Below are 26,721 nucleotides of genomic sequence, written 5' to 3'. Positions count from 1 at the left end.
AGCCGCTCGCGCACCGGCGCGGCGAGCCGCACCAGCCGGACGATCTCGGGATCGAGCCCCCCGATCACGTCCTCTTCACTCACGTCCCGCTCGATCACGTGACCGCCTTGATGCGCCGGTCGAGCGAATCGAGCTTGCGCTTAAGCACTGCGTTGGTTTCCTCGCGCGTCGCACGATGCGCCCTCCCGCCGATATGCCGCAAGCCTTTGTGCCCGTCGGCATGGCGGGTCAGCAGGAACAGCATCAGCCGGATCTCGTCGGCGGTCAGCGGTTGTGCCGGCGCTTCGTCTATCGGCTCGGCGGTTTCGTCGAACGATAAAGGTCCCTCGCGCGTCAGCCGTTCGGCGGCGGCCAATGCATTCTCGAGCAGCACCTCCTCCAGCCGCACGGCCCCCATCTGCATCGCCTCGCTCCAGGCTGCCGCGAACCCCGCGTCGCGCCCCCGCAGCGCGTACGCGCCGTTCTTGGTCATGCCGATGCTGCGTGCCGATTGTTGAACGTTGCAGCTCGTCGCCAGCGCATTTAGGAACCGCCGTCGCTTGGTCTCGGTCCAAGCAGAAGCGCGCACCCTGGTCACCTTCAGCGGGCAGTTGTTGCCGCTGGTGATCCGTTGTTCGGCCATCATCCCCCCGCCCCAAATGAAACGGGCCGGAAAGCATCCCTGCCCCGGCCCGACTCGCAATTCTTCAGCGTTCCTGTTATGTACCCGAACAGCGTGACGCTGTCAAGCGGAAAGTTCCTATTTGGTTCGCATGTGTGGAGCCGGTGGCACGAACGCAGCGAACGTTGCCCTTCCTTTCGCGGGGCGGTTATGAGCGTGCAAACTGGACACGCGGCTGCGTCCGTGGGTCATGATTCTCGGTAGCATAAAGGACCACGGCTCTTAGGTATTGCCAGCCGACAAGCGTTGGGCGATTTCGTGAGAAATGTGGAAGGTTGAGGAGTAAGGTGTGGCCGGTGGCATTGCGCAAGACGACGCTCGTGAAAATAGGCTCATTGATCTCTTTAATCTACATCAGGCTACTGATCGGACGCGGCACGGTGTGGACGCAACCTTAAAAATGGGCGGAGTTGAGTATGAGTTTGAGCTAAAATCGGTCACAACCGCAAAGGGCGGTGTAAGCACCGTTCGCGATCTCGGCCCTAGCCACATTGCAAAATGGCGTGACAAGCACTGGATTATTGCATTTTTCCAAGAGAGCAGGCTGTTGTACTGCCGCTATGGATCACCTGACGCAATGCGTCCTTGGATCACTGAAAAGTGGACTTACATCAAAGCCGATTTCCAAATGGCTAAGCACGTGCCTGCTCACATTGATTTGGAAACGATGTATGAAATACTTGGCAAGAAAGAAATCTACACAAAGGGGGATGCCCGCAAGCTACACAAAAACCAGATGAGCGCAGCGGAGTATATAGATGCTCAAGATTTGGACGAGGGCTACAGCCCAAACAAGATGCTAGAAATTTTCCGGGATCGCGCTCGCTACATCATCGAACGGGGGTCAACGCTAAACAACCCTCATATTCCGGCAAGATATCTGGATACTTGGCCAAAGATCAGCGGCAACCATGCCGCCAATCTCCGAATGCACCTTAAAGCTTGGCGGGACACAAAGCCTTAGCGACGGCGTTAGCCAGATTGTATGCCATAGGGGGGGCGACGGAGTTCCCGATAAGGCCCAGCGCAAAGTAGACTGGCCGCTGCACAGGCCAATCGCCAGGAAAGCCCTGGAGAACCAAGCAATCCGGCAGCGAAAGCCGAAAATCCCCGTTCTTTGCAACGTATCCGCTTGCCGCCGCCCGATCGACCGCAACACCGTTTGGCCAAACACCCAACTTATTCCAGAGCTTCAACGCAGAAACAGAGCTTAACACGCTGGTCGTGTGTCGCGGTCCGGTAAGCCCGCTACGCAACGTCGGCGATAAAGCGTCTACACCCGTTTCAGGTAATCCTAAAGCTTCGCGCACCCCCATTGTCTTTGGCAAATTATGACCAGAGCCCTTTGACTGGTCGTGGCGATGGGTAGGCGCAGGTATCTCGAACCGCGCCGCTTCTTCCTTGTCAGCAAACCCGACGAACAAAACGCGCCTACGGGTTTGAGGCACGCCGTAGTCGGCAGCATTTAGAATGAACTGCCGTATGACATATTGCCGCTCGAGTGGCTCAATTATAGTGCTTTTGACGTATTCTTCGAATCGTTTGGTTGCAAGACCGCTGACGTTCTCGCAAACGAACACGCGAGGGCGAATAGCCTTCACTGCGCGGACAAATTCGGGAATCATGTCGCGCACGTCCAGTGCGCCGTTCTGCCGCCCAGCATTACTGAATGGCTGGCAGGGCGGCCCCCCGTGCAGCACGTCAACTTTGCCGCGATATTTGCCCCACTCCACGCGGCGCACATCTCCACTGTCTCCGCCGTACACGGTCCAGTCAGGATGCGCTGCCCGTAACACTGCAGCGGCTCCTTCCATGATCTCATAGCTGGCGACATGGCCGAAACCTGCACGATCAAAGCCGATATCCATCCCGCCACCACCGCTAAAAAGCGACAACGCAGACAAGCCGTTAGCATGAAGCCTTGGCATGAGGTCGAGTGGATCAAGGCGGGGGCTGTAGATCGGGTGCTTGCTGGCGGTACACTCACCAGCGATTGCTTGTCGCTTGGCCTGTTGTGAAGCGATCGTGGTTGCGCGAAACGTCGCGCGCTCGTTCTCTGTGAGATCCCAGCCTTGATACCACGCCGTTTCCGTACCGCGAGCTGTCCCTTGCCTATACATCCGCGCTACTCCCTCGAGCGCGCGCCGTGGGACGCTGCGCAGCGCGCGAGAATCCCTCATTCGGCCGGTCGATGTCAACGGCCAATCGGTCAATTTAGCGTCGTCCCCCAACCGGCCAGCAACCGCAATGCCTTGCACCTCGCAACACCCCCGCCCTATCGTTACCCTCGAAAATTACCGAGGAACCCCAATGCATTGGATGCTGTTGCCGCTGCGCCGCTACGCCGACTTCAAGGGTCGCTCGCGCCGCCGCGAATATTGGATGTTCGTGCTGCTGGTCGTGCTCGTCGTCGCCGTCGCGGGGCTGGCGATGATCGCGACCGCCGGCAGCTTCGCCTCGGAGCGCGAAATGCAGACGCGGTTCACCATCTGGGCGGGGTTCGCGCTGCTGCCGCTGATCGTTCCGCTGATCGCGGTCACGGTCCGCCGCCTCCACGACCTGGGCCTCAGCGGCTGGTGGCTGCTCGCCTTCTTCGTCGCCGGCGCGATCCCGATGATCGACACGCTGGCGGCGCTCGCGCAGATCATCGTCATGGCGCTCCCCGGCCGCAAGGCCGACAACCGCTTCGGCCCCAATCCCAAGGCCACGCCCGCCTAAGCCGCGCTCATACCCCGCCGGGCAACGGTGCCGCCGGGTTCACGAAGCCCTGCGCGCGCAACTCGGCCCACACCTCGGCCGGCACGCGCTCCTCCAGCGCCGCGCGATCCTCGGCGATCCGGCTCGGCCGGCTCGCCCCCGGGATCACCGCCGCCACCGCCGGATTGGCGAGCGCGAACTGGATCCCCAGCGCCTTCATGCTCGCGTCATGCCGGTCGGCGATCGCCTTGATCGCCGCTACCTTCGCCAGGATCTCGGGCGAAGCGGGCGCATATTCGAAGTTCGGCCCGCCCACCAAGGCGCCCGAGCTGTACGGCCCGCCGACGACGATCCCCAGGCCGCGCTCGGCGACCATCGGCATCAGCCGCTCGAGCGCCTTGTCATGGTCGAGCAGCGTGTAGCGCCCCGCCAGCAGAAACCCGTCGGGGCGCGGTTCGTCGAGGCCCAGCAGCAATTCGATCGCCTCGACGCGGTTCACCCCCAGGCCCCAGCCTTTGATGACGCCTTCGTCGCGCAGCCGGTCAAGCGCGCGGAACGCACCGGTGCGCGCCTCCTCGAACTTGCCGATCCATTGGTCGCCATAGAAATCCTGCGCCACGTCGTGCACCCAGGCGATGTCGATATGGTCGGTCTTGAGCCGCTTCAGGCTGTCCTCGATCGATCGCAGCGTGGCGTCTGCCGAATAGTCGTTCACCACCCGGTTGGCGCGGCCATGTTCGAACAGCCCGCCTTTCTCGCCCTGGTCGCGCGCGCTGACGTCCTCGACCTCGTCGAGGATGACGCGCCCCACCTTGGTGCTGATGACATATTCGCCGCGCGGCTTGCCCGTCAGCGCCTCGCCCATCCGGATTTCGGCAAGGCCAGCGCCATAGAAGGGCGCGTTGTCGAAATAGCGGATGCCGTCGTCCCACGCCGCCTGCACCGTCGCCAGCGCCTCGTCCTCGGGGATATCGCGGAACATGTTGCCGAGCGGCGCCGCGCCGAAGCCGAGCTTGCCCGGCAGGATGTCCTTGATCGCCATGATGTCGTTCCTCTCGATATCGTCCGCGCGGCCTACCAGGCCACCCCGATCTTGCCGAAATGCCCCGCGCTCATCTCATAGGCGAAGGCTTCGCCCAGCTGCTCGATGCCGAAGCGGCGGTCGATCACCGGCTTGATTCCCGTCGCCTCGAGCGCGCGGACGAAGTCCTGCTGCTCGCGCCGGCTGCCGACGATCAGCCCCTGCAGCCGCGCCTGCTTCGACATCAGCGCCGCGGTCGGCACCTCGCCCGCGCCGCCGGTCAGCACCCCGATCAGCGAGATATGCCCGCCGACGCGCACCGCCTCGATCGACTGCGCGAGCGTGCCCGGCCCGCCGACCTCGACGACATGGTCGACCCCGCCGCCGCTCCATTCGGCCACCTGGGCACCCCAATCGGCCTGCTCGCGATAGTTCAGCGTGAAATCGGCGCCCAATGCCTTGGCGCGCTCGAGCTTCTCGTTCGACGACGAGGTGATCGCCACCCGCGCGCGCATCGCCTTGGCGATCTGCAGCGCCCAGATCGAAACCCCGCCGGTGCCGAGCAGCAGCACGGTATCGCCCGCCTTCAGCTTGCCGTCGACCACCAAAGCGCGCCAGGCGGTCAGCCCCGCCGTCGTGATCGTCGCCGCCTCGACCGCGTCATAGCCGCGAGGGCTTTGGGTGAAGGCGGTCGCGGGCAGCACCACGACATCCTGCGCGAAGCCGTCGATCCCGTCGCCCGGCGTCCGGCGGAAATCGCCGATCGTCGGGGTGCCGTCCTGCCAGTCGGGGAAGAAGCACGACACCACATGATCGCCGACCGCGAACTCGCGCACGCCTTCGCCGACCGCCTCGACCACGCCCGCGCCATCGGCGAGCGGGATGCGCCCGTCGTCGCTCGGCATCTTGCCCAGCACCACGCCCAGGTCGTGGAAGTTCAGCGAACTCCCCTGCACCGCCACCCGGATCTGGCCCGGTCCCGGCTGCCCCGGATCGGCGCGATCCTCCAGCTTCAGATTCTCCAACCCCGCCGGGGCGCGTACCGTCATTGCTCGCATGGGCTTACTCCTTTTGCCCGCTACAACGCCGCAGCCGCCAAAGTATCCAGCAAACTCGCCTATCATCGCGCCAAGCATTGCTTATCCGCGCCGGGTTGAAGCCGCGCCGGCTACCCCCCACGCCCCCCGCGCACGGTATAGTCGATCCGAATGCTCACCCACGCCCCGACAACTTCGCGCCCGCCTACCCGCGGCGGCCGCACGCGGAACTGCCACGCCGCCTGCCGCACCGCCCCCGCCAGTCGCGATCCGCGCGGCGAATCGGCGAGCTCGCGGCAATCCTCGACGCGATAGCCCGGCGCGGTCCGGCACGCGATCAGCCCCCAGCCCTCCTGCTGCCGCGCGGGCATGTAGGTCGACAATTGCGCGTTGGTCGGCCGGGTATGCCATTCGGCGGCATAGAGCGGCTCGCCATTGGGCCCGCTTCCCGCGGCCAGCGCGCTGTCGCCCGGTCGCGCGCCGCCACCCCCGCCGGCAGTCAGCGACGGCGTCCCCGCCGGCGCCTCGGCCACGCGCGTCTCGCCCTTGGGCAGCGCGCTGCGGGTATATTGCTCGCGCGTCAGCCAGATCACGTTCGAGGGTAGCTTCACCTCGGGCGGCGGCGCGGGCGGGGTCGGCGGCGGCTCGTCGCGCGGCACCACCGGCTCGGGCGGCTGCACGCTCGCGACCTCGCCCGCGCTCGCATCGTCGCTATCCTCGCTTTCGGTCGGGGTCGTCGGCGCATCCTCGACCCCCTCGGCCACGTCGAAGGTCGTCAGCGACGATGTCGGCACCAGCTCGGGGGCGAAGCGCGGTGCCAGCGCCAGGAACAGCAGCACCAGCAGCGCCTCGGCCGCCAGCGCCAGCAGCAGCGGCGGCCCGCGCCGGCGCAGCGCCTCGCGCCACCGCGTCGCCAGGGAAGGATCGGTCGTCGAACGCATCGCGGAACCCAAGGATCATGCCGCGAAGGACGGCGTCACCGCATCCTATAGGCGATTTCGCGCCCCGCGATAGCGCCCCGACCGGCCCCCTCACCGCGCAGCCTCAGCGCCCGTGGGTGAACACCGGCTCGAACCCGCCCCACATCATCCGCATCCCGTCGAACGGCATCTCGCCATCGGGCTTCATCCGCTCGTCTTCGATCATCTTCTGCGCCGCGGCGTCGCAGGTCGCCTTGTCGGGCCAGACCAGCCACGAAAACACCACCGTCTCGCCGGGTTCGGCCTTCACCGCCATCTTGAAGTCGGTGACCTTGCCGTCGGGTATGTCGACCCCCCACGCCTCGACCAGTTCGGTCGCGCCATATTCGATGAACAGCGGACAGGCCTTGGCCGCCATCGCGACATAGGCGTCCTTCTTGTCGATCGGCACGGGAATCAGGAAACCCTGGATATAGCTCATGACGTCGCTCCTCTCTCGTTGATGTCAGGTGGCTCGGGGGTGTCAGGCAAAGGGCCCGGTGCCCGCCGACAGGCTGCACGAAAGGATCGCCAGGATCGTGGTCAGGAACGACAATGCGCCAAGCGCGATCGGACGACGGTGCAACATCGGCAACCTCCCGGGATGATTTGCGTTGCATGCCCGCAGCGGTTATGAAAAGCAACCATGAAGTTATCTAAAGTTACCGAAGTCCCCGAAATTGCGACGAAGCGCTGGTATGACGATGCGTGCGGCACCGCGCTCGCGCTCGAACTGGTCGGCGAACGCTGGTCGCTGCTTATCGTGCGCGAACTGATGTTCGGCGCGCGTCGCTTCAGCGAGCTGCGCGCCGGGCTGCCGGGGATCAGCGCCAACATCCTCACCCAACGGCTTACCGGCCTCGTCGCCGCGCGGATCGTCCAGCGCGAACAGCTCCCGCCGCCCGCCAATGCGCAAGTCTATGGCCTCACCCCCTGGGGCTATGAAGCCGAGCGCGCGATCCAGGCGCTCGGCCGCTGGGCGGCGCGCTCGCCCGATCATGATCCCACGCTGCCGCTATCGGCGGCCTCGATCATGCTGTCGTTCCGGACGATGTATGGCGGCGGCTTCACCGGTCGTATCGGCTTCGCCTTCGGCCCCGACCGCTTCGTCGCCGACGTGACCCCCGATGCGATCCCGATCGTCCGCGACGATCCCGCGCGCGCCGCCGCGGTCTTCACCACCGATCCGATGACGCTCGCCGGAATCGTCTATGGCGCGCGCCCGATCGCCGATGCCGAAGCCGCAGGCGCGCTCACCCTCACCGGCGACCGCGCCCTCGCCGAAGCATTTGTCGGCTGTTTCACCTTGCCACCCAAGGCAGGCTGAACGCCGCCGTTCGTCGAGCGAAGTCGAGAAACCGCGCCCGCCGTTACCGCACCAGCAAATACAGCATCCGCGCCGCGGCGATCGGCTTGTCGCGCGAATCCTGCCACGCCACCGCCTCGACATTGGCGATCCGCGTCCCCAGCCGCGTGACCGTGCCCGCCGCGCGCGTCGGCTTCTCGCGTCCGCCGCGCATGAAATCGACCGTCACATTGATCGGCTTCACCCGCGCGGCATCCGCGCCCAGCGCTTCGGTCAGCGCGACAATCGCCGCCATTTCGAGCAATCCGCCCAGCGCCCCGCCATGGACGAACCCCGGCCGCCCCAGCACCTCGGGGGTGAAGGGCATCACCAGTTCGGTCGGCGCGCCGGCATCGCGCTCGGCGACGATCCCCAGCAATTGCGCATAAGGCGGCAGCGTCACTTCGCCACCCCGGTGGCCATGCCCACGCCGGTAGACATGCCCACCTCGGTAAACATGAACGTCCCCGCCACATGCGCCAGCGGATCGTCGGGGTCGCCGTCATGCGCCTGCCCGCGCACGAAGGCGATGCTGCGCGTCAGCCGATAGCATTCGCCGCGCCCGATCACCGTCCGCCCCGGCGTCGCGGGCCGCAGATAGTCGATCCGCAGGTCGAGCGTCGCCTGCGGCACGAACTGCCCGCGCTTCAGCCAGATCGCGACGCTGGTCGCCATGTCCATCAGCGTCAGGATCGGTCCCGACGCGATCACCCCGGTCGCGACATCGCCGATCAGCCGTTCGTCATAGGGCAGGGTCAGCTCGGCCCAATCGTCGCCATGCGCCTGGTATCCTATCCCCACCACCGCGCCATGCCCGCCGGTCCGCGCCTCGAAAAAGCGTGCAGGATCGAAGCGAAAGGTCGGTTGGGTGCGCATCCCCGCCCCATAGCGCGCGATATGCGCAGCGCCAACCGCCGCGATTGCGCGCCTTTTGGCATACCCTCGATCCGAAAGCCCCTCGCGCAACCTCGTTTATGCCGTCATACACCCGTACCAAAAGATGGAGGCGAGGATGAGCGACCAGCGCGTAACCACCACGATCGAAGCTGGGATCGCCGATGTCCGGCTGTCGCGGCCCGAAAAGATGAACGCGCTCGACCCGCAGATGTTCGCCGCGATCGCCGGCACCATCCTGCGGCTGGGCGAGACGCCGGGGCTGCGCTGCATCGTCCTGTCGGGCGAAGGCCGCGCCTTTTGCGCCGGGCTCGACATGGCCAGCATGGCGAGCGGCGGCTCGGGCGCCACGCTCGAGGGGCGCACCCATGGCGATGCCAATCTGTACCAGCACGTCGCTTGGGGCTGGCGCAACCTGCCCGTCCCCGTCATCGCCGCGGTCCACGGCATCGCCTTCGGCGGCGGATTCCAGATCATGGGCGGCGCCGACATCCGCATCTGCGCGCCTGCCACCCGGCTGTCGATCATGGAGCTCAAATGGGGGATCGTCCCCGACATGGCGGGGTTCGCGCTGTGGCGGACGATCGTCCGCGACGACGTGCTGCGCGAGCTTGCCTATACCGCGCGCGAATTCGACGCCGCCGAAGCGCTCGCGCACGGCTTCGTCACCCGCCTAGCCGACGATCCGCACGCCGCCGCGATGGACCTCGCGCAGCAGATCGCCGGTCGCCACCCCCAGGCGGTGCGCGCCGCCAAGCGCCTCGCCAACCTCGCCGCCGACGCCGATTCCGCAGCCATCCTGCAGGCCGAAAGCGACGAACAAGCGCGGCTGATGCGTACCCCCAACCAGCTCGAGGCGGTGCGCGCCAACATCGAACGGCGCAGCCCCGTCTTCGCCGACTGACCCTGACAAAAGGATACCCCATGCGCGAAGCCGTTATCGTCTCGACCGCGCGCACCGGCATCGGCAAGGCCGGGCGCGGCTATTTCAACGCCACCGAAGCGCCGGTGCTCGGCGGCCATGTCATGCGCGCCGCGATCGAGCGCGCCGGGATCGACCCCGCGCGGATCGACGATGTCTTCTTCGGCGCGGGCAACCAATGGGGGACGCAGGGCGCGAACCTGGCACGCATGTGCCTGTTCGCCGCCGGCCTGCCGCAGAGCATTCCCGCCTTCTCGCTCGATCGCAAATGCGGCTCGGGGCTCACCGCAGTCGCGCTCGCCGCGCGTTCGATCATCGCCGGCGACCTCGACGTCGCGCTGGCGGGCGGCATGGAATCGATCAGCCTGACGATGAAGGACGCGCCGCGTTACCCCAACCGCTCGGTGCTCGATCGGGTGCCGCACGCCTATATGCCGATGATCGAAACCGCCGAGATCGTCGCCGATCGCTACGGCATCAGCCGCGAGCGCCAAGACGCCTATGCCGCGCAAAGCCAGCAGCGCGCCGCCGCCGGCCTCGCCAGCGGCGCGTTCGATGCCGAGATCGCACCGATCACCGTCGAAAAGGCGCTGATCGACAAACAGGGCGTCCAGACCGGCACCGAACCGGTCACCGTCATCCAGGACGAAGGCATCCGCGCGGGCACCACCGCCGAAGGGCTCGCCGCGCTCAAGCCTGTCTGGAAGGGCGGCGAGGTTGTTGCCGAAGGGCGCTTCGTCACCGCGGGCAATGCCAGCCAGCTTTCCGACGGTGCCGCCGCGCAGATCGTGATGGACCGCGCCACCGCACAGGCCGAAAACCTCCCCATCCTCGGCATCTATCGCGGCTTCCAGGTCGCGGGCTGTGCGCCCGAAGAAATGGGAATCGGCCCGGTCTTCGCGATCCCCAAATTGCTCGACCGCGCCGGGCTCAGTGTCGCCGATATCGGCCTGTGGGAGCTCAACGAAGCCTTTGCCAGCCAATGCCTTTATTGCCGCGACGCGCTCGGCATCGATCCCGAACGCTACAACGTCAACGGCGGCGCGATCGCGATCGGCCACCCCTTCGGCATGACCGGCAGCCGCATGGTCGGCCACGCGCTGATCGAAGGCCGCCGCCGCGGCGTGCGCTATGTCGTGGTATCGATGTGCACCGCCGGCGGCATGGGCGCGGCAGGGCTGTTCGAGATCGTCTGACCCCTCGTCATTCCCGCGAAAGCGGGAACCCAGAGCCTCGTGCGCCGGCTGTGGATCCCCGCCCCCGCGGAATGACGAAGAGGCAATCGATGGATCAGCGTAACCTCATCCCGCTAACCCCCCAGAATATCCCGGTACAGCGCCTCGTATTTCGCCGCCATCGCCTCGACCGAAAACCGCGCCTCGACACTGCGCCGGCACGCCGCCCGATCGATCTCGCCCACCCGCTCGACCGCCGCGATCGCTTCGTCGAGGCTGTCGACCAGAAACCCGTTCACCCCATGCTCGATCAGTTCGGCCATGCTCCCGCGCCGCATTGCGATCACCGGGGTGCCGCACGCCATCGCCTCGATCACCGACAGCCCGAACGGCTCGTCGAAATTGATGAGGTGGAGCAGCGCGCGCGCATGCCCCAGCGCCGCGATCCGCTCCGCGCCCCCCACCGCGCCCGGATGGCGGATGCGCTCGCTCAAGCACGGCACCACCTCGCGCTCGTAATAGCCCTGGTCCTGCACGATCCCGTACATCGCCAGCTCGCGCCCCGTCGCCTGCGCCACCGCAATCGCCTCGGCCGCGCCCTTGTCGGGGTGCATCCGCCCGAAGAACAACAGGTCGTCGCTGCCGTCGGCGTCGAAGCTGAAGTCGCCCAGCGGAATCCCGTGATGGATCGTCGCCGCGTATTGCAGCGAAGGATGCCGGTCGGCATCGCTGATCGCGACGAAATGCACGCGGTCCTCGTACGGCTTGTACATCGGCAGGATACGGTCGCTCGAAAAGCCGTGGATCGTCGTCACCATCGGCGTGTCGACCAGATTGGCGAAAGCGTGCGCGGGGAAATCGGCCTGGTTGTGGATCAGGTCGAACTCGCCCGCGCGCTCGAACACATGCGCCAGATGGGCATGTTCCCACACCTTCGCGTCGATCGCGGGGTCTTCGCTATAGGCGGCGGGCACCACCCCCGCGAGCGTCGCGGCGGTGATCGAATCCTGCGTCGCGAACAGGGTGACGTCGATCCCGCGCGCCACCAAAGCCTCGGTCAGCAGGCTCGTCACCAGCTCCCACGGCCCGTAGTGGCGCGGCGGGGTGCGCCACGCGATCGGCGCGATCATCGCGATCTTCATGCCAGGATCAGTCCTTCATTGGGGCCGAGCAATCGCGGATCGGCATCGCCCTCGGCACTCGAAAGCACCACCGACAGCGCCGCCGCCCACTCGGGCAGCGCGAACGGGGCGTAAGCGGTGCCAAGGTTCAGCACCACCAGCACGCGCGCATCGCCCAGCCGCCGCTCATAGGCGAGCACCTCGCCGACACTCGCCACCGCCGCCCACTCGCCCAGCGCCAGCGCCGGCGTCGCACGCCGCAGCGCCAGCAGGTCGCGATACAGCCGCCACATCGACCCCGCTTCCTCGCGCTCCACGCCCATGTTGCGCGTGGGCCAATCGGCATGCAGCGGCAACCACGGCTCGCCGCTGGTAAAGCCGCCGTTCGCGCTGTCGTCCCACGCCATCGGCGTCCGCACCGGATCGCGCCCCAGCCCCTTGCCCGGCTCGCGCAACTCGCGCGGGTCCTGCACCCGTTCCGCCGGAATCGCGACGTCGGCCATCCCGATCTCGTCGCCATAATAGATTGTCGGCGTGCCGCGCAGCGTCAGCAGCAACATCGCCGCCACCCGCGCCTGCTCAGCGCCAAAGCGCGTCGCCGCGCGCGGCCGATCATGATTGCCCAGCACCCAATTGGGCCAGCCGCCTTCCGGCAGAGCGCGCTCATACCCCTCGATCAGCGCAAGCAAACTCGGCGCATGCCACTCCGCCCCAATCAGCTGGAAGTTCAGCGGCAGATGCACGCCGCCATAATAATCCATCAACCGCTCGACCGGCAGATAAATCTCCCCCACCAGGAGCCGCTCGCCCGCCGCATCGGCGATCGCCCGCATCTCGCGCGCGATATCGTGTACTTCGGGCTGGTCGGTCGAATGCGTCTGATGCACCCGGTCCATCTCGGCCATCCCGCCATGCCAATCGGGGTTCACCGGATTGTCGAGGAAATCGGCATGCTTGATCATGTGCCACAACACATCGATCCTGAACCCGTCGATCCCGCGATCGAACCAGAAGCGCAAGACGTCCAACATCGCCGCGCGAAGCTCGGGGCTGCGCCAGTTGAGATCGGGCTGCTGCGCCAGAAACGCATGCGCATAATATTGCCCGGTCGCGGCGTCCCATTCCCAGGCCGGCCCGCCGAAATCGCTGATCCAGTTGTTGGGCGGCCCGCCATCGGCTGCGGCGTCGCGCCAAATATACCAATCGCGCTTGGGATCATCGCGCGACGACCGGCTCGCGGTGAACCAGGGATGCTGGTCCGAAGAATGATTGGGCACGTAATCTAGCAGCACCTTCAGCCCGCGCGCATGCGCCTCGGCCACCAGCCGGTCCATCTCGGCCAGCGTCCCGAAGCGCGGATCGATGTCGCAATAGTCCGCCACGTCATAGCCGAAATCGGCCATCGGCGAGGGAAACACCGGCGAAATCCACAGCGCATCGATCCCCAGCGCCACCAGATCGTCGAGCCGCGCGGTGATCCCCGCCAGGTCGCCGATCCCGTCGCCGTTCGAATCCTGAAACGATCGCGGATAGACTTGGTACAGCACCGCGCTCTGCCACCAGGGCGCGCTCACCCGACCCCCCCCTTGCCCACCCGCGTAATCCGGCACGCCAGATCGGCCTCGCCCGATGCGACGATCCAGTCATCCCCGCCATCGACCATGCCGGTAGAGAACACCACCGGGCTCGGCAGATACATCTGGTGCGCCAGATGCGCGGTCAGCGCGGCATTCGCCTCGATCAGCGGCACCCGGTCCTCGACGCCCAATATCCGCGTCGGATCGTCGCGGTCGAACAGCGCCCAAAACGTCCGATACACCCCCACCGACGCCTGCTGCTCGACCCCATGATACAACGTCAGCCACCCGGCATCGGTCAGCACCGGCGGCGTCCCCCCGCCCACCTTGAGCGCCGAGGTCGATCCGGCGCGCGCACGGATCCCCGGTGCCTCGATCGGCTTCCAGTGCAGCGCGTCGGGCGATTGCGCGAAGTTGATCGACGGCCCGCCCGCCCATTCGCTTGTCCCCGGATAGGCGAAATAACATTCGCCCAGCGGCCGCGTCAGCGCCAGGAACCGCCCGCCGACCAGCCCCTCGAACAACAGCATGTCCTTGTTCTGGTGATCGAGCACCATCCCCTCGCATCGCCAGTCGAGCGCATTGTCGGAAGTGTAGAGCGCGGTCGAATGCCGCTCGGCCGACACCGCACACACCGTCATATACCAGCGCGTCCCGATCCGGCTGATCCGCGCATCCTCGATGCCATAATCCTGCCAGCTCGCCTGCGGTTCGATCGCGCGGTCATAATGCACCGCCACCACCCGGTCGCCTGTCGGATCGAGCTCGACCGGCAACAGCCACGACAGCGACGTCAGCCCCAGCAGCCGGTTGCGCCGCCCCTTCAATTCGAACTGGCGCGGATCGGCCATGTCGATGGCGTCGACCGCGAAGCGATCGAGCACATAACCCTTCGCCGTCCAGCGGATCGTCCGCGCATGGCCATCGACCACCGGCTGCACCAGCGCCTCGGCCACGCGCACCATCAACAGCAAATTGCCGCTTTCCAGCCGCGTGAAGCCGGGATTGAACGCCCCCAGCACGAAGGTCGGTGCGTCGAGCGAACGCCGAAGCGGCGAGCGCGTCAGGTCGACATCGTCGGGGGTGAAGATCAGATGGTCGGTCATGGTGTCACCGGCTTTCGGCTCCGGTACCGCGGCTGTCCAGCTTCAACCCGCCAAGCAGCTTCAGCCCTGCAGCCGCTCGTGATGCCGGATCACCTCGTCGATGATGAAGCGCAGGAATTTCTCGCTGAATTCGGGATCGAGATCAGCGTCCTTGGCCAGCCCGCGCAGCCGCGCGATCTGCGCTTCCTCGCGCCCCGGATCGGCGGGCGGCAACCCGGCCTGCGCTTTGTACTCGCCCACCGCCTGCGTCACCTTGAAGCGCTCGGCGAGCAGGCACACCAGCGCCATGTCGATATTGTCGATGCTCTGGCGATACCGCCCAAGCTTGTCATCTGCCATGGTCGGCCCCTCTTCCGGTCGCAAAACCCCTAGGCCGCCGTAGCGCATTTGCGCAAGCAGGTTGCGTTTGCCGCCCCGAACGCCCAAGTCGCCGGGTGATGACTGCAACCGTGCATCGCCTCGCCGGCCGCCCCGCCCCGTCGCTCGATCCAATGATCGGCATCACCGCGCATGACATGAACCGCGTCAACGCGGTCATCATCGATCGCATGCAATCGGATATCCCGCTGATCCCCGAGCTTGCCGGGCATCTGATCGCCGGCGGCGGCAAACGGCTGCGGCCAATGCTGACGCTCGCGAGCGCCGCGGTGCTCGATTATGCCGGCACCCGGCATCACCGCCTCGCCGCCGCGGTCGAGTTCATCCACACCGCGACCCTGCTCCACGACGATGTCGTCGATGGCTCGGACCTGCGCCGCGGCCGCCGCACCGCCAACGTCATCTGGGGTAACCCGGCGAGCGTCCTGGTCGGCGATTTCCTCTTCAGCCGCTCGTTCGAGCTGATGGTCGAAGATGGCAGCCTCAAGGTCCTCAAGATCCTCTCGAACGCATCGGCGGTGATCGCCGAGGGCGAGGTCAACCAGCTCACCGCCGCGCGCCGGATCGAAATCGGCGAGGAACGCTATCTCGAGATCATCGGCGCCAAGACTGCCGCCTTGTTCGCCGCCGCCTGCCGGATCGCCGCGGTCGTCGCCGAACGCCCCGAGCGCGAGGAAATGGCGCTCGACGCCTATGGCCGCAATCTCGGCATCGCCTTCCAGCTCGTCGACGACGCGATCGATTATGTCTCCGACGCAGGCACGATGGGCAAGGACGCCGGCGACGATTTCCGCGAGGGCAAGATGACGCTCCCGGTCATCCTCGCGCATGCCCGCGGCGACACCGAAACGCGCAAATTCTGGAAGGACGCGGTCGAGGGGCGTCGCAACGGCGATGCCGAATTCGAACGCGCGATCGAACTCGTCCGCGAAACCCGCGCGGTCGACGACACCCTCGCCCGCGCCCGCCACTACGGCCAGCGCGCGGTTGACGCCCTCGGCATGTTCCCCGCCAGCTCGGCAAAGGACGCGATGGTAGAAGCCGTCGAATTCGCGGTCGCCCGAGCCTACTAACGACCCCAAAATCCTCCCCCGCCAGGGGGAGGTGGCAGCCCGAAGGGCTGACGGAGGGGGCGGAAACGCGCGCGCCGTGGGGAGTCCTCCCCCTCCACCGCTGCGCGGTCCCCCTCCCCCTTGCGGGGGAGGATAAGAGCAGCGCCCCCACGCCAACCCCACCACATACCCCCGCCAACCCGGCAAAAGCCGCAATGGTCCAAACCCCCAAAGACGCAATCACCCGCACCTACCACCGACCCCAAAAATCCTCCCCTGCCAGGGGGAGGTGGCAGCCCGAAGGGCTGACGGAGGGGGCGGAAACGCGCGCGCCGTGGGGGAGTCCTCCCCTCCACCGCTGCGCGGTCCCCTCCCCCTGGCGGGGGAGGATAGGGGCAGCAACCCGCCGCACCACACGCTCGCATTACCGCACGCGGCTCCCGCCGATCCCCCGCTACCCGCCGGTAGTCGCGGCGAAACCCGTCCACCCTTCACCAGCCTGAACGGCGCGTAGCCGCGCGTTCATGCAACCTGCGCTATCCTTGTTTGGTTAGGAAATTCGGCCGGCACGACCGGTCAGCCCGCCAGGAGAAGATGTATGCGTACTCCCATGCTTTTTGCCGCCCTCGCCGCGATGGTGATGCCCGCCTTTGCGGTTACCGCAGCCCCCGCCGCTGCTGCCGCCGTGTCGCTCGACGACGACGATCGACGCAGCTGGCGCGGCCGCAACGACGACCGGCGCGACTATCGCCGCGATCGCAAGGAAGATCGCCGCGACTTCCGCCGCGACCGCAAGGACGATCGTCGTGACTTCCGCCAGGATCGCAAGGGCGACCGCCGCGATCTTCGCCGCGGCAACGTCAATCGCCGCCAGTTCCTCAACGAGCGTCGTGACGATCGCAGCGACTTCCGCGGCGAGCGCCGGGGGGATCGGCGCGACTATCGCGTCGAGCGGCGCGAGGACCGGCGCGACCGCGACTAAGCGCGCTCGATCGCCGGCATGAAGGGGCGGGCCGCAAGGCTCGCCCCTTTTCGCATCATTCCTCGTCTTCGACGCCCAGCACGTCCTCTTCGTCGCCGTTCTGTTGCTGGTCGACCGCTTCGGCGAGCAGGTCGAGCTGCTCGAAGGTCGCGGTCATCTCGATCGTGTCGCCGTCTTCGTCCTCGATCATCAGCAGATACCCGTCGCCGGTCGGGCTGATCGCGAAGCTTGCCAGTGCCTTTGCCATGTTCGTCTCCATTCGCAGGGGGGATGCTCGCTCCATACGCACGACGCCATACGCACGAATTGTGCCTTGGCTCCCACGCGGGTAGCGAGATTCGCAATGAGCGCCCTGCCGATCCTTGCCGTACTGCCCGAATTGCTCGCCGCGTTGCGCGCCAGCAGCAACGCGGTGGTCGTCGCGCCGCCTGGCGCGGGCAAGACCACCGCGATCGCCCCAGCGCTATTAGACCAGCCCTGGTGCGGCGGCGAAGTGCTGCTGCTCTCGCCGCGCCGCCTCGCCGCGCGCGCCGCTGCCGAGCGGATGGCGGTCCTCGCGGGCGAGCCGGTGGGCCGCACCTTCGGCTATGCGACGCGGATGGACAGCAAGCGATCGGGCGCGACGCGGGTCACCGTCCTCACCGAAGGTATCTTCGTCAATCGCATCCAGGCCGATCCCGAGCTTGCCGGCGTGTCGGCGGTGCTGTTCGACGAAGTCCATGAACGCAGCCTCGACAGCGATTTCGGGCTGGCGCTCGCGCTCGATGCACAGGCGGCGCTTCGCCCCGATCTTCGCATCCTCGCGATGTCGGCGACGCTCGACGGCGCGCGCTTTGGCACGTTGCTTGGGGATTCGCCGGTGGTCGAAAGCGAAGGCCGCGGCTACCCGCTCGACATCGTCCATCTCGGTCGCCGCGCCGAGGGACGGATCGAGGATTCGATGGCCCCAGCGATCCGCCAGGCGTTGCGGGAAGCAGAAGGAGGGTTGCTCGCCTTCCTGCCCGGCGTTGCCGAGATCGAGCGCACCGCCGATCGCCTCGGCGATCTTGGCCCCGGCTTCGTCCTCCACCGCCTCCACGGCAGCCTCGATCCCGCCGCCCAGCGCGCCGCGATCGCCGCCGATCCGCAGGGGCGTCGCAAGGTGGTGCTCGCCACCTCGATCGCCGAAACCTCGCTGACGCTAGACGGCATCCGAATCGTCGTCGATTCAGGGCTCGCGCGCCGCCCGCGCTACGATCGCGCCGCCGGCATGACCCGGCTGGTGACCGAACGCGCCAGCCAGGCCTCGGCGGCGCAGCGCGCGGGCCGTGCGGGGCGGCAGGCGCCCGGCATCGCCTATCGCCTGTGGGAAGCCGCCGCCACCGCCGGCCTGCCGCGCTTCGATCCCCCCGAAATTCTCGAGGCTGATCTGTCGGCGCTGACGCTCGATTGCGCGCTGTGGGGCGTCAACGATCCGCGCAGGTTGCGCTGGCTCGATCCGCCCCCCGCCGCCGCGATCGACGAGGCGCATGCCCGGCTCCGCGTCCTCGAAGCAATAGACGAAGATCGCCGCCCGACCGCGCACGGCAAGGCGATCGCCGCGCTGCCGCTGCCGCCGCGCCTCGGCCACATGCTGGTGCGCGCGGGCGAAATCGGCCTGGCGCGTGTCGCCGCCGAGGTCGCGGTGCTGCTGGGCGAACGCGGCCTAGGCGGCACCGACCCCGATCTCGAACTGCGCATGCGCCGCTGGCGAACCGAACGCGGCCCCCGCGCCGAATCGGGCCGCAAACTAGCCGAACGCTGGGCACGACTTCTTCCCCCTCTCCCCTCCGGGGAGAGGGCCGGGGAGAGGGGCAGTAAGGACATGCCGCGTTCAGCCCCGCCCCCGACCTCACTACGCTCGGCCACCCTCTCCCCGATGGGGAGGGGAGAAGAAGTGTGCATCGCCCTCGCCTTCCCCGATCGAATCGCCCGCCGCCGCGACCCAACTGGCGCACGCTGGGCCTCGGTCGGCGGCCGCGGTTTCCAGCTCGACCCCACCTCCTCGCTCAGCGGTGCCGAATGGCTCGCGGTCGCCGAGACCCAGGGCATGGCCTCGGGCGCGCGCATCCTTTCCGCCGCCGCAATCGACCTCGCCACGCTCGAGGCGCTGTTCGGCGATCGAATCGAAACCCGCCGCAGCGTCCGCTTCATGCCCGACACCGGCGGAATCGAGGCGCTGCGCGAACGCCGCCTCGGCGCGATCCGCCTGTCGAGCGGCCCCGACACCGCCGCCACCGCGCCCGAGATCGAAGCCGCGTTGCTCGAAGGCGTCCGCACCCACGGCCTCGCGCTACTCCCCTTCAGCGACGCCGCCACCGCCTTTCGCGCGCGCGCAGCCTTCGCCGGCCACCCGCTCGACGACACCACGTTGCTGGCCGACCTCGACCAATGGCTCCCCCCGCTGCTGTCGGGCAAACGCCGCCTCGATTCGATCGACCCCGGCGCCCTCACCCAGGGGCTCCAGCACCAACTTCCCTGGGACGCCCAGCAAACCGTCGAGCGCCTAGCCCCGCCGCGCTTCGACAGCCCCGCGGGCTCGTCCCACGCGATCGACTATGCCGCCGAAGCCGGCCCGCTGGTCGAACTTCGCCCCCAGGCGCTGTTCGGCCTAGCCGAGCACCCCACGATCGGCCGCGACCGCGTGCCGCTGGTGCTCAGCCTCACCTCGCCCGCCGGCCGGCCGATCCAGACCACGCGCGACCTGCCGGGTTTTTGGGCGGGCAGCTGGGCCGATGTCGCGCGCGAGATGCGCGGCCGCTACCCGCGCCACCCCTGGCCCGACGACCCCGCCGCCGCCGCGCCGACGCTGCGGACGAAAAATGCGGATGCACGCCGCGCCGGTTCGCGATAAGGAGCCCCATGCCCAACGCCCGTATCTATCAGCGCCCCAAGAATGCGATGTCCTCGGGCCGCGCCAACACCGACCGCTGGATGCTCGAATTCGAGCAGGCCGAGCCCAAGCGCCCCGATCCGCTCACCGGCTGGGCGGGTTCGGGCGACGTCCGCGACCAGGTGAAGCTCGGCTTCCCGACGCTCGAGGCCGCCACCGCTTATGCCGCGCGCGAAGGCATCGCCTTCCACGTCGTCCCCGCGCCGGCGCGCAAACTGAAACTCCAGGCCTACGCCGACAACTTCAAATAACCCCGCCGAGCAGCGCCGGCGCCAGCAGCATCAGCATCTTGACGTCGATCGCGCATCCCTCGGCGCGCTTGGCCGCGACGAACGCCGCGACCTCGCCAAGCGCCACGCGGTGCACCGTGATGTCCTCGCCCGGTACCCCGCCGCCCTCGCTCACCCGCACCAGGTCGCGCGCGCGCACCAAGGTGAAGCTCTCCGACACCATCCCCGGCGACGAGAAATATTCGCCCAGCGACTCGATCGAGCCTGCGCGATACCCCGTTTCCTCCTCGAGTTCGCGCGCCGCCGCGACCCCCATATCCTCGCCCTCGGTCTCGTCGCCGATCAGCCCCGCGGGCAGTTCGATGCACCGCCGCCCCAGCGCCACGCGATATTGCTCGACCAGCAGCACGTGGCTCCCATCGATCGCGACGATCACCGCCGCACGGATGCCGCGCGCGCGCGCGACATATTCCCACCGCCCCTTGCGCTTGGCGGTAATGAAGCGGCCCTCCCACATCGTCTCAATGGGGGCGTCGTGGTCGAAATGGTCCATCGGCGTTCCTTTCGCCCGCTCGCCTAGCGCGCGCCGCCGCGCTATGAAATGGCCAAGGCAAGGCGACGCGGGGAAAACGACATGCTGGGCGAATTCAAGACCTTCATCGCGCGGGGCAACGTGCTCGATCTCGCGGTCGGGGTGATCATCGGCGCGGCGTTCGGCACGATCACCAAATCGCTCACCGACGACGTCATCATGCCGATCATCGGCGCGATCTTCGGCGGGTTCGATTTCACCAGCTATTTCGTCCGGCTGGGGCCGGTGCCCGCGGGCTATGCCGGCTCGCTCAACGATTATGCCGCGCTCAAGGCCGCGGGCGTCCCGCTGTTCGGCTATGGCGCGTTCGCGACGGTGGTGCTCAACTTCGTCATCCTCGCCTTCATCGTCTTCCTGCTGGTGCGCAGCGTCAACCGGATGCTCGCACGCATGGAAAGGGAAAAGGTCGAAGGCACCGCGCCCCCCGCCGCCGACCCCGCCGACATCGTCCTGCTGCGCGAGATCCGCGACGAACTGAAGAACCGGGCGCCCCTCTGACCCCCTCCCGCCTGCGCGAGAGGAGCACCCCTTTACCCTCTCCCGCCTGCGGGAGAGGCAGCGAGACTTGGGGTCGCCCTTGCGGCCGCTAGTCGCAGCGGTGAGGATTTTTCGGGCGGGCGCAACAGCAGAAGCAGAAGAGCCCTCACCCAACCCTCTCCCGCGCGCGGGAGAGGGCTAAGAAGAAGCCCCCCTAAGCCGCCAGCGCTTCCGCCTGCGTATCCGCCAAGCTCGTCCCGTCCAGGATCCGCGCGGTCTCGTCGCGCACCCGCGCCATCGCGATGCGGATCGCGCAGCTCGCCTCGTCGCTGCAATCGGCGCACGGGCGATACGCGGTGCGGCTGACGCACGGCACCAGCGCCAGCGGCCCCTCGATCACCCGGATGATCTCGCCCAGCGAAATCAGATGCGGCAGCCGCGCCATGCGATAGCCGCCCGCCTTGCCGCGCGTCGACACGATGAACCCCGCCTCGCGCAGATCGGCGAGGATCAGCTCGAGGAACTTGCGCGGCACATTCGCTTGCGCGGCGATACGATTCATCGGTGTCGGCGCACCCGCAATCGGCTGGCCGGCAAGGAAGATCATCGCGCGAAGGGCGTATCGGGAACGCTGCGTCAACATGATCGGTCGTCTCTTGGCATCGCTTTGTGGCGTTGGAAAGGCGTCGATGCCATTTTGTCACTGAACCGCAGCTTAGCTCTCGCCCGGTATCTTCCCTTTATCGCGCGATCGCCTATATCGGACGGGCCGGGTTCGCCCGGCTATAGCGATAAAATGTTGCGTGTCATAGACGCAGCGGACCCGGGGGCAGTACCCGGCGGCTCCACCAAAACCGGTTGCCCTTTCAGGGCGCGACCGGTCCTGACGGGGCCGAACTAGGATCGACGTGTGTTGAACGACGCAGCTTTCGCTCGGCATGGGTCCACCGCAACGGCCCATAACATAAATGCCAACGATAACGAGGCATTCGCGATTGCTGCCTAACTGATACCCTCACGGGTGGACGTTAAGTAGGCCAAAAGCGCGGTTGGACGCACCGGGCAACAGAAGCGTTACGGCGGTACGGGGAGCACCGAGCAACAGAAGCTCCCCACCCGATTTCAGCTTCACACATGTCAAAATCGCCCCGAACGCAGGTTCGAGGCGATCGAGCGTAACTGGCTTACGCCTCGCCGGTAGCCACCAATGGCGGCGTCTGCTGGTGCTGCACCACCCGCCACAACTCATGCTCGATCCGCCGATAGGTCGAGGTGCAATGCGCGGTGTAGGGCTCCTCACCCTCGCGCTCGGCCTCCACGCCATAGGCGACGACGATCAGCCCCTCCTGCGGCCGCGCGATCTGCTGGTCGCTGAAAGCTATCTTGGCCCAGCGCGGCGTGGCGGCCACCGCCTCGATCGCCTGCGCGCCGCTCATCACGAAGGGCGGGGTCGGCAGCACCATCAGGCATTCACCGTCGATCGCCTCGCGATAATGCTCGGCATCGCCGGTCCACAGGCTTTCCTCGAAACGCCAGACCCGATCGTCTTCCATATTAGCACTCCTGTTGATTCAGGCGCTCAGCGGTCGAACCAGGGCGATCGTTCCCCCAAACAGCCCCGGACTTAAGCCGGTATCAGCAACCGCGCCGTAGCGCCGGTACCGCGCACCAGCTCGAAGCTGCCGTCGAGCTGCCCCGCCAGCGTCCGCGCGATCCGCAGTCCCAGGCTGTCGCTCGCGTCGATGTCGAACCCTTCGGGCAGGCCGTGGCCATCGTCGCGAATCTCGATCCGCACCTGCGAACCGCCGTCGCGCGACAGCTCGACATCGATCACCCCGTGGTCGCGGCCGGCAAAGCCGTGCTCGATCGCGTTCGCCATCGCCTCCGCGACGATCAGCGCCAGCGGGATCGCGGCATCGGCCGACAGCAACGCGTCGTCATCGACGATCACGTTGCAGCTGATGCCCGGGCGACCGCTCGCCTCGATCACGTCGTTGCACAGCGGCTCTAGGAAATCGCGCATCCGCCGCGCGCTGCCGCCGGCGTCGTATAATTGCCGGCTGATCCGTCCGATCAACCCCAGCCGCCGCGCCGCCTCGTCGAGCGCCGCGCGCGCATCCTCGTCGCGCACTTGGCGCTTCTGCAGTGAGATCAGCCCCGCCGCCACCTGCAGGTTGTTCGACACGCGATGCTGGAGCTCGTGGAACAGCAATTGCCGCGTCTCGGCGAGCGTGCGGCTCAGCTCGCGCTCATGCGCCAGCTTGCGGTTGGCGCGCTGCATCCAATGGATGATCGCGACATCGGTGGTGACCACCGCGGTATAGAACGCCATCGCGACGATCCCGCTCCAGCCCAGATCGAAGCTGTTGCGATCGCCGATGAAGCAATACCAGGCGAGCAGCCCGCACGCGACCCCGGCGAACACGCCCATCCGCGACCCGAACAGCGCCGAGGCGAGGATCACCGCGGGGAAGAAGGTGACGAAGGGAAAGCCCGGCGGCAGCACCGGATCGGCGATCAGCCGCAGCACGAAGGCGACCGCGATCAGCAGAGTCGTCGATGCTACCGCCAGCAACGGCTGGTCGGGCAAGAGCGGCAACCGCTCGATCAGGTGCGTTTTCGCACCCCCTTTGTTCACTTGTGTACGCAACGCTGCCGTAACAACATCAATATGCCGCCATGTCTTTGATCTCGAGCAAGTTTGCCCATCGGCAAACGGCGTTGCCATGAAAAAAGGGAGCCGCAAGCGGCTCCCTTTGTCCTTCGTCGTTGATCGCGCGGATCAGTTTTCGGTGATGAACGAAGGCAGGCCGATATCGCCGCCATCGTCCTTCGGACCGTCGTTGCGTGGGCCACGGCCTTCGCCGCCGCCGGCCCCGCGATCGCGCCGCGGACCGCGGCTGTCGTCGCGACCGCCACGCTCGCCGCCGCCACGCTCACCGCCGCCACCGCCAGGACCACGACCGCCACGGCCGCCGTCACCGTCGCGCCGCGGGCCGCGCGGACCACGATCGCCGCCTTCACGCGGCTCGCGCGCCGGGCGGGTGTCTTCCAGCTCGGCACCGGTTTCCTGGTCGACGACGCGCATCGACAGGCGAACCTTGCCGCGCGGATCGACTTCAAGAACCTTGACCTTCACGGCCTGGCCTTCGGTCAGCACGTCGGCCACCTTCTCGACCCGCTCGTTGCGGATTTCCGAAACATGGACCAGCCCGTCCTTGCCGCCCATGAAGTTCACGAATGCCCCGAAATCGACCAGGTTGACGACCTTGCCGTCATAGACCTTGCCGACTTCGGCTTCCTCAGTGATCCCGCGAATCCACGCCATCGCGGCCTCGATCTGCGCCACGTCGGACGACGACACCTTGATCAGGCCCTCGTCGTCGATGTCGACCTTGGCGCCGGTGGTGGCGACGATCTCGCGGATCACCTTGCCGCCGGTGCCGATCACTTCACGGATCTTGGCCTTGTCGATCTGCATCGTCTCGATCCGCGGCGCGTGCGCCGACAGCTCGGTACGCGTCGAATCGAGCGCCTTGGCCATTTCGCCCAGGATGTGCGCGCGGCCTTCCTTGGCCTGTGCCAGTGCCTGCTTCATGATCTCTTCGGTGATGCCGGCGATCTTGATGTCCATCTGCATCGTCGTGATGCCCTCGGACGTGCCCGCGACCTTGAAGTCCATGTCGCCCAGATGATCCTCGTCACCCAGGATGTCGCTGATGACCGCGAAATCCTTGCCTTCCAGGATCAGCCCCATCGCGATGCCCGAAACCGGGCGCTTCAGCGGCACGCCAGCATCCATCATCGACAGCGAACCGCCGCAGACCGTCGCCATCGACGACGAACCGTTCGACTCGGTGATATCCGACAATACGCGGATCGTGTACGGGAACTCGTCCTTGCTCGGCAGCACCGGGTGCAGCGCGCGCCAGGCGAGCTTGCCATGGCCGACTTCGCGGCGGCCCGGCGCACCGAAGCGACCGACTTCACCGACCGAATAGGGCGGGAAGTTATAGTGCAGCATGAAGTTCGAATAGCTCAGGCCGTCCAGGCCGTCGATCATCTGCTCGGCGTCCTTGGTGCCCAGCGTCGTGGTGCAGATCGCCTGCGTCTCGCCGCGGGTGAAAAGCGCCGAACCGTGCGCGCGCGGCAGGAAATGCACCATCGCCTCGATCGGACGGATCTGCGTCGTGGTGCGACCGTCGATGCGGGTGCCGTCCTTCAGGATGGCGCCGCGGACGATCTCGGCCTCGAGCTTCTTCATCAGCTTGCCCGCGGCCATCTGGTCCTGCGGGGCTGCATCGGCGAACGCCGCCTTGCCCTTGGCGCGCGCTTCGTTGAGCATGTTCGAACGCTTGGACTTGTCGGTCACCTTGTAGGCAGCCGCGATATCCTTGCCGATCAGCTTCTTCAGCTTGTCCTTGGCCTTCGAAAGATCGGCCTGCTCGGCCATTTCCCAAGGATCCTTGGCGGCCTGCTCGGCCAGGTCGATCACCGCGTTCACCGCCTGGCGGCACGCCTTGTGCGCGAACTGCACCGCGCCCAGCATGATCTCTTCCGACAGCTCCTTGGCTTCGGATTCGACCATCATCACCGCGTTGCCGGTGGCGGCGACGACCAGGTCGAGATCGCCGTCGCGTGCCTGTGCGGTGGTGGGGTTCAGCACATATTCGCCGTCGACATAGCCGACGCGCGCCGCGCCGATCGGGCCCATGAAGGGCACGCCCGAAATCGTCAGCGCAGCCGATGCCGCGACCATCGCCAGGATGTCGGGCTCGTTCGCGCCGTCATACGACAGCACCTGGCAGATCACGTTGATCTCGTTGTAAAACCCTTCTGGGAACAACGGGCGGATCGGACGGTCGATCAGGCGGCTGGTCAGCGTTTCCTTTTCGGTCGCGCCGCGCTCACGCTTGAAGAAGCCGCCGGGGATGCGGCCGGCAGCCGAGAATTTTTCCTGGTAATGGACGGTCAGCGGGAAGAAATCCTGGCCTTCCTTCACCGACTTGGCGGCGGTGACGGCGCACAGCACCACGGTCTCGCCGAGCGTCGCCATCACGGCGCCATCGGCCTGCCGCGCAACGCGGCCGGTTTCGAGCGTCAGGGTCTGTCCGCCCCACTCGATTTCCACTTTCTTCATGTCGAACATTGATTTTCCTTCATCCGGCCGCCCGATGCAGCCGGGGCCTGTGTGCGGGCCGATGGTGGCCCGGCTTGGCTCCACCGCCTGAGCGATGGAACGCAGGGCCAAAACCGAATTGCTCCGGCCCCGATAGCAAAACGGCCCCCGCGAGGGGGCCGTTGAGATTATTTGCGAAGACCCAGCTTGCCGATCAGCGACTGGTACCGCTCGACATCCTTCTTCTTCAGATAGTCGAGCAAGGTGCGGCGCTTGTTGACCATCATCAACAACCCACGCCGCGAGTGGTTGTCTTTGGCGTGCGTCTTGAAATGGTCGGTCAGCGTGACGATCCGGTCGGTCAAGATTGCGACCTGGACCTCGGGGCTGCCGGTGTCGCCGCTCGCGCGGCCATGTTCCTTGATGAGCGCATCCTTGCGCTCGGGCGTGATCGACATCGTGATC

General features: G+C 66.8%; 29 protein-coding genes and 1 other RNA gene. 11 read left to right on the top strand and 19 right to left on the bottom strand.

Annotated elements, in window-relative coordinates; genetic code table 11:
- Positions 1-94: 94 nt before the first annotated feature.
- Positions 95-625 (bottom strand): hypothetical protein, encoded by a 531-nt coding sequence (locus tag NMP03_RS13060; protein WP_256505887.1) that lies wholly within the window; start codon positions 623-625, stop codon positions 95-97.
- A gap of 325 nt (positions 626-950) precedes the next feature.
- Between NMP03_RS13060 and NMP03_RS13055 the strand changes: the two genes are divergently transcribed.
- Positions 951-1,625 (top strand): PDDEXK family nuclease, encoded by a 675-nt coding sequence (locus tag NMP03_RS13055; protein ID WP_256505886.1) that lies wholly within the window; start codon positions 951-953, stop codon positions 1,623-1,625.
- On the opposite strand, the gene NMP03_RS13050 is transcribed toward NMP03_RS13055, so the two are convergent.
- The gene (locus NMP03_RS13050) at positions 1,597-2,781 is read right to left on the bottom strand and encodes a DNA cytosine methyltransferase (protein WP_256505885.1); all 1,185 of its coding nucleotides are present in this window, start codon (positions 2,779-2,781) and stop codon (positions 1,597-1,599) included. The genes NMP03_RS13055 and NMP03_RS13050 overlap by 29 nt on opposite strands.
- A 190-nt stretch (positions 2,782-2,971) precedes the next feature.
- Here NMP03_RS13050 and NMP03_RS13045 point away from each other — a divergent pair, with 190 nt between their 5' ends.
- On the top strand, positions 2,972-3,379 hold the full coding sequence (locus NMP03_RS13045; RefSeq protein WP_256505884.1) for a DUF805 domain-containing protein: 408 nt from the start codon (positions 2,972-2,974) through the stop codon (positions 3,377-3,379).
- A 7-nt stretch (positions 3,380-3,386) separates the two neighbouring features.
- Here the strand turns inward: NMP03_RS13045 and NMP03_RS13040 are convergent, their stop codons facing one another.
- The 4 genes from NMP03_RS13040 to NMP03_RS13025 form a co-directional block, all read right to left on the bottom strand.
- On the bottom strand, positions 3,387-4,400 hold the full coding sequence (locus tag NMP03_RS13040) for an aldo/keto reductase (protein WP_256505883.1): 1,014 nt from the start codon (positions 4,398-4,400) through the stop codon (positions 3,387-3,389).
- A gap of 32 nt (positions 4,401-4,432) precedes the next feature.
- On the bottom strand, positions 4,433-5,437 hold the full coding sequence (locus NMP03_RS13035) for a zinc-dependent alcohol dehydrogenase family protein (RefSeq protein ID WP_256505882.1): 1,005 nt from the start codon (positions 5,435-5,437) through the stop codon (positions 4,433-4,435).
- Between the two features lie 110 nt (positions 5,438-5,547).
- Complete coding sequence (locus NMP03_RS13030) at positions 5,548-6,357, bottom strand: hypothetical protein (protein ID WP_256505881.1); 810 nt, start codon at positions 6,355-6,357, stop codon at positions 5,548-5,550.
- A gap of 103 nt (positions 6,358-6,460) precedes the next feature.
- Entirely contained in the window at positions 6,461-6,817 is a 357-nt protein-coding gene (locus NMP03_RS13025; protein ID WP_256505880.1) for a DUF1428 domain-containing protein, read from the bottom strand.
- A 204-nt stretch (positions 6,818-7,021) separates the two neighbouring features.
- On the opposite strand from NMP03_RS13025, the gene NMP03_RS13020 reads away from it, so the two are divergent.
- Complete coding sequence (locus NMP03_RS13020; protein WP_256505879.1) at positions 7,022-7,702, top strand: winged helix-turn-helix transcriptional regulator; 681 nt, start codon at positions 7,022-7,024, stop codon at positions 7,700-7,702.
- 43 nt (positions 7,703-7,745) lie between these two features.
- Here NMP03_RS13020 and NMP03_RS13015 read toward each other — a convergent pair whose 3' ends face one another.
- Together NMP03_RS13015 and NMP03_RS13010 are read right to left on the bottom strand one after the other, a co-directional pair.
- A complete protein-coding gene (locus tag NMP03_RS13015; RefSeq protein WP_256505878.1) occupies positions 7,746-8,123 on the bottom strand; it encodes a PaaI family thioesterase in 378 nt (125 codons plus the stop codon).
- The gene (locus NMP03_RS13010; RefSeq protein WP_256505877.1) at positions 8,120-8,596 is read right to left on the bottom strand and encodes a PaaI family thioesterase; all 477 of its coding nucleotides are present in this window, start codon (positions 8,594-8,596) and stop codon (positions 8,120-8,122) included. Before NMP03_RS13010 ends, NMP03_RS13015 begins: the two co-directional genes overlap by 4 nt.
- Positions 8,597-8,732: 136 nt before the next feature.
- Between NMP03_RS13010 and NMP03_RS13005 the strand changes: the two genes are divergently transcribed.
- Together NMP03_RS13005 and NMP03_RS13000 are read left to right on the top strand one after the other, a co-directional pair.
- The gene (locus NMP03_RS13005; protein WP_256505876.1) at positions 8,733-9,518 is read left to right on the top strand and encodes a crotonase/enoyl-CoA hydratase family protein; all 786 of its coding nucleotides are present in this window, start codon (positions 8,733-8,735) and stop codon (positions 9,516-9,518) included.
- Positions 9,519-9,538: 20 nt separating this feature from the next.
- Positions 9,539-10,732, top strand: coding sequence for an acetyl-CoA C-acyltransferase (locus NMP03_RS13000; RefSeq protein ID WP_256505875.1), 1,194 nt, complete (start codon positions 9,539-9,541; stop codon positions 10,730-10,732).
- 113 nt (positions 10,733-10,845) lie between these two features.
- Here NMP03_RS13000 and NMP03_RS12995 read toward each other — a convergent pair whose 3' ends face one another.
- From NMP03_RS12995 to NMP03_RS12980, 4 genes are read right to left on the bottom strand one after another with little or no spacing between them, the layout of a single operon-like run.
- The gene (locus tag NMP03_RS12995) at positions 10,846-11,853 is read right to left on the bottom strand and encodes a glycosyltransferase family 4 protein (protein WP_256505874.1); all 1,008 of its coding nucleotides are present in this window, start codon (positions 11,851-11,853) and stop codon (positions 10,846-10,848) included.
- Positions 11,850-13,406, bottom strand: a complete 1,557-nt coding sequence (locus NMP03_RS12990) for an alpha-amylase family glycosyl hydrolase (RefSeq protein ID WP_256505873.1) — start codon at positions 13,404-13,406, stop codon at positions 11,850-11,852. The genes NMP03_RS12995 and NMP03_RS12990 overlap by 4 nt, the downstream gene beginning before the upstream one ends.
- Positions 13,403-14,515 carry a glycoside hydrolase family 130 protein gene (locus NMP03_RS12985; protein WP_256505872.1) on the bottom strand — a complete coding sequence of 371 codons (1,113 nt, stop codon included), beginning with the start codon at positions 14,513-14,515 and terminating at the stop codon, positions 13,403-13,405. The genes NMP03_RS12990 and NMP03_RS12985 overlap by 4 nt, the downstream gene beginning before the upstream one ends.
- Before the next feature lie 60 nt (positions 14,516-14,575).
- Positions 14,576-14,854 carry a chorismate mutase gene (locus tag NMP03_RS12980; protein ID WP_256505871.1) on the bottom strand — a complete coding sequence of 93 codons (279 nt, stop codon included), beginning with the start codon at positions 14,852-14,854 and terminating at the stop codon, positions 14,576-14,578.
- 98 nt (positions 14,855-14,952) lie between these two features.
- Between NMP03_RS12980 and NMP03_RS12975 the strand changes: the two genes are divergently transcribed.
- Positions 14,953-15,966: a polyprenyl synthetase family protein gene (locus tag NMP03_RS12975; protein WP_256505870.1), complete on the top strand. Its 1,014-nt coding sequence runs from the start codon at positions 14,953-14,955 to the stop codon at positions 15,964-15,966.
- A gap of 577 nt (positions 15,967-16,543) precedes the next feature.
- Positions 16,544-16,927 carry a hypothetical protein gene (locus NMP03_RS12970; protein WP_256505869.1) on the top strand — a complete coding sequence of 128 codons (384 nt, stop codon included), beginning with the start codon at positions 16,544-16,546 and terminating at the stop codon, positions 16,925-16,927.
- A 55-nt stretch (positions 16,928-16,982) separates the two neighbouring features.
- Here the strand turns inward: NMP03_RS12970 and NMP03_RS12965 are convergent, their stop codons facing one another.
- Positions 16,983-17,174 carry a hypothetical protein gene (locus NMP03_RS12965; RefSeq protein ID WP_256505868.1) on the bottom strand — a complete coding sequence of 64 codons (192 nt, stop codon included), beginning with the start codon at positions 17,172-17,174 and terminating at the stop codon, positions 16,983-16,985.
- A gap of 96 nt (positions 17,175-17,270) precedes the next feature.
- On the opposite strand from NMP03_RS12965, the gene hrpB reads away from it, so the two are divergent.
- Positions 17,271-19,799, top strand: coding sequence for an ATP-dependent helicase HrpB (gene hrpB / locus NMP03_RS12960; protein ID WP_256505867.1), 2,529 nt, complete (start codon positions 17,271-17,273; stop codon positions 19,797-19,799).
- An 8-nt stretch (positions 19,800-19,807) separates the two neighbouring features.
- Entirely contained in the window at positions 19,808-20,089 is a 282-nt protein-coding gene (locus tag NMP03_RS12955; RefSeq protein WP_256505866.1) for an ETC complex I subunit, read from the top strand.
- On the opposite strand, the gene NMP03_RS12950 is transcribed toward NMP03_RS12955, so the two are convergent.
- Positions 20,082-20,621, bottom strand: a complete 540-nt coding sequence (locus NMP03_RS12950; protein ID WP_256505865.1) for an NUDIX hydrolase — start codon at positions 20,619-20,621, stop codon at positions 20,082-20,084. The genes NMP03_RS12955 and NMP03_RS12950 overlap by 8 nt on opposite strands.
- Before the next feature lie 81 nt (positions 20,622-20,702).
- Here NMP03_RS12950 and mscL point away from each other — a divergent pair, with 81 nt between their 5' ends.
- Positions 20,703-21,158 (top strand): large conductance mechanosensitive channel protein MscL, encoded by a 456-nt coding sequence (gene mscL, locus NMP03_RS12945; protein ID WP_256505864.1) that lies wholly within the window; start codon positions 20,703-20,705, stop codon positions 21,156-21,158.
- A 193-nt stretch (positions 21,159-21,351) separates the two neighbouring features.
- Here mscL and NMP03_RS12940 read toward each other — a convergent pair whose 3' ends face one another.
- Positions 21,352-21,780: an RrF2 family transcriptional regulator gene (locus NMP03_RS12940; protein WP_256505863.1), complete on the bottom strand. Its 429-nt coding sequence runs from the start codon at positions 21,778-21,780 to the stop codon at positions 21,352-21,354.
- Between the two features lie 87 nt (positions 21,781-21,867).
- Between NMP03_RS12940 and ssrA the strand changes: the two genes are divergently transcribed.
- Positions 21,868-22,216: a transfer-messenger RNA gene (gene ssrA, locus NMP03_RS12935) on the top strand.
- Between the two features lie 105 nt (positions 22,217-22,321).
- On the opposite strand, the gene NMP03_RS12930 is transcribed toward ssrA, so the two are convergent.
- The 4 genes from NMP03_RS12930 to rpsO form a co-directional block, all read right to left on the bottom strand.
- A complete protein-coding gene (locus NMP03_RS12930; protein ID WP_256505862.1) occupies positions 22,322-22,690 on the bottom strand; it encodes a DUF4440 domain-containing protein in 369 nt (122 codons plus the stop codon).
- Positions 22,691-22,761: 71 nt separating this feature from the next.
- Positions 22,762-23,775: a sensor histidine kinase gene (locus NMP03_RS12925; protein ID WP_256505861.1), complete on the bottom strand. Its 1,014-nt coding sequence runs from the start codon at positions 23,773-23,775 to the stop codon at positions 22,762-22,764.
- Between the two features lie 144 nt (positions 23,776-23,919).
- Entirely contained in the window at positions 23,920-26,286 is a 2,367-nt protein-coding gene (pnp, locus tag NMP03_RS12920) for a polyribonucleotide nucleotidyltransferase (protein WP_256505860.1), read from the bottom strand.
- Positions 26,287-26,444: 158 nt separating this feature from the next.
- Entirely contained in the window at positions 26,445-26,714 is a 270-nt protein-coding gene (rpsO, locus tag NMP03_RS12915; protein WP_033919583.1) for a 30S ribosomal protein S15, read from the bottom strand.
- Positions 26,715-26,721 lie beyond the last annotated feature (7 nt).

It is taken from the genome of Sphingomonas qomolangmaensis, from assembly GCF_024496245.1.
GTDB classification, from domain to species: Bacteria; Pseudomonadota; Alphaproteobacteria; order Sphingomonadales; family Sphingomonadaceae; genus Sphingomonas; species Sphingomonas qomolangmaensis.
This window is presented reverse-complemented; position numbering and strand designations above follow the sequence as displayed.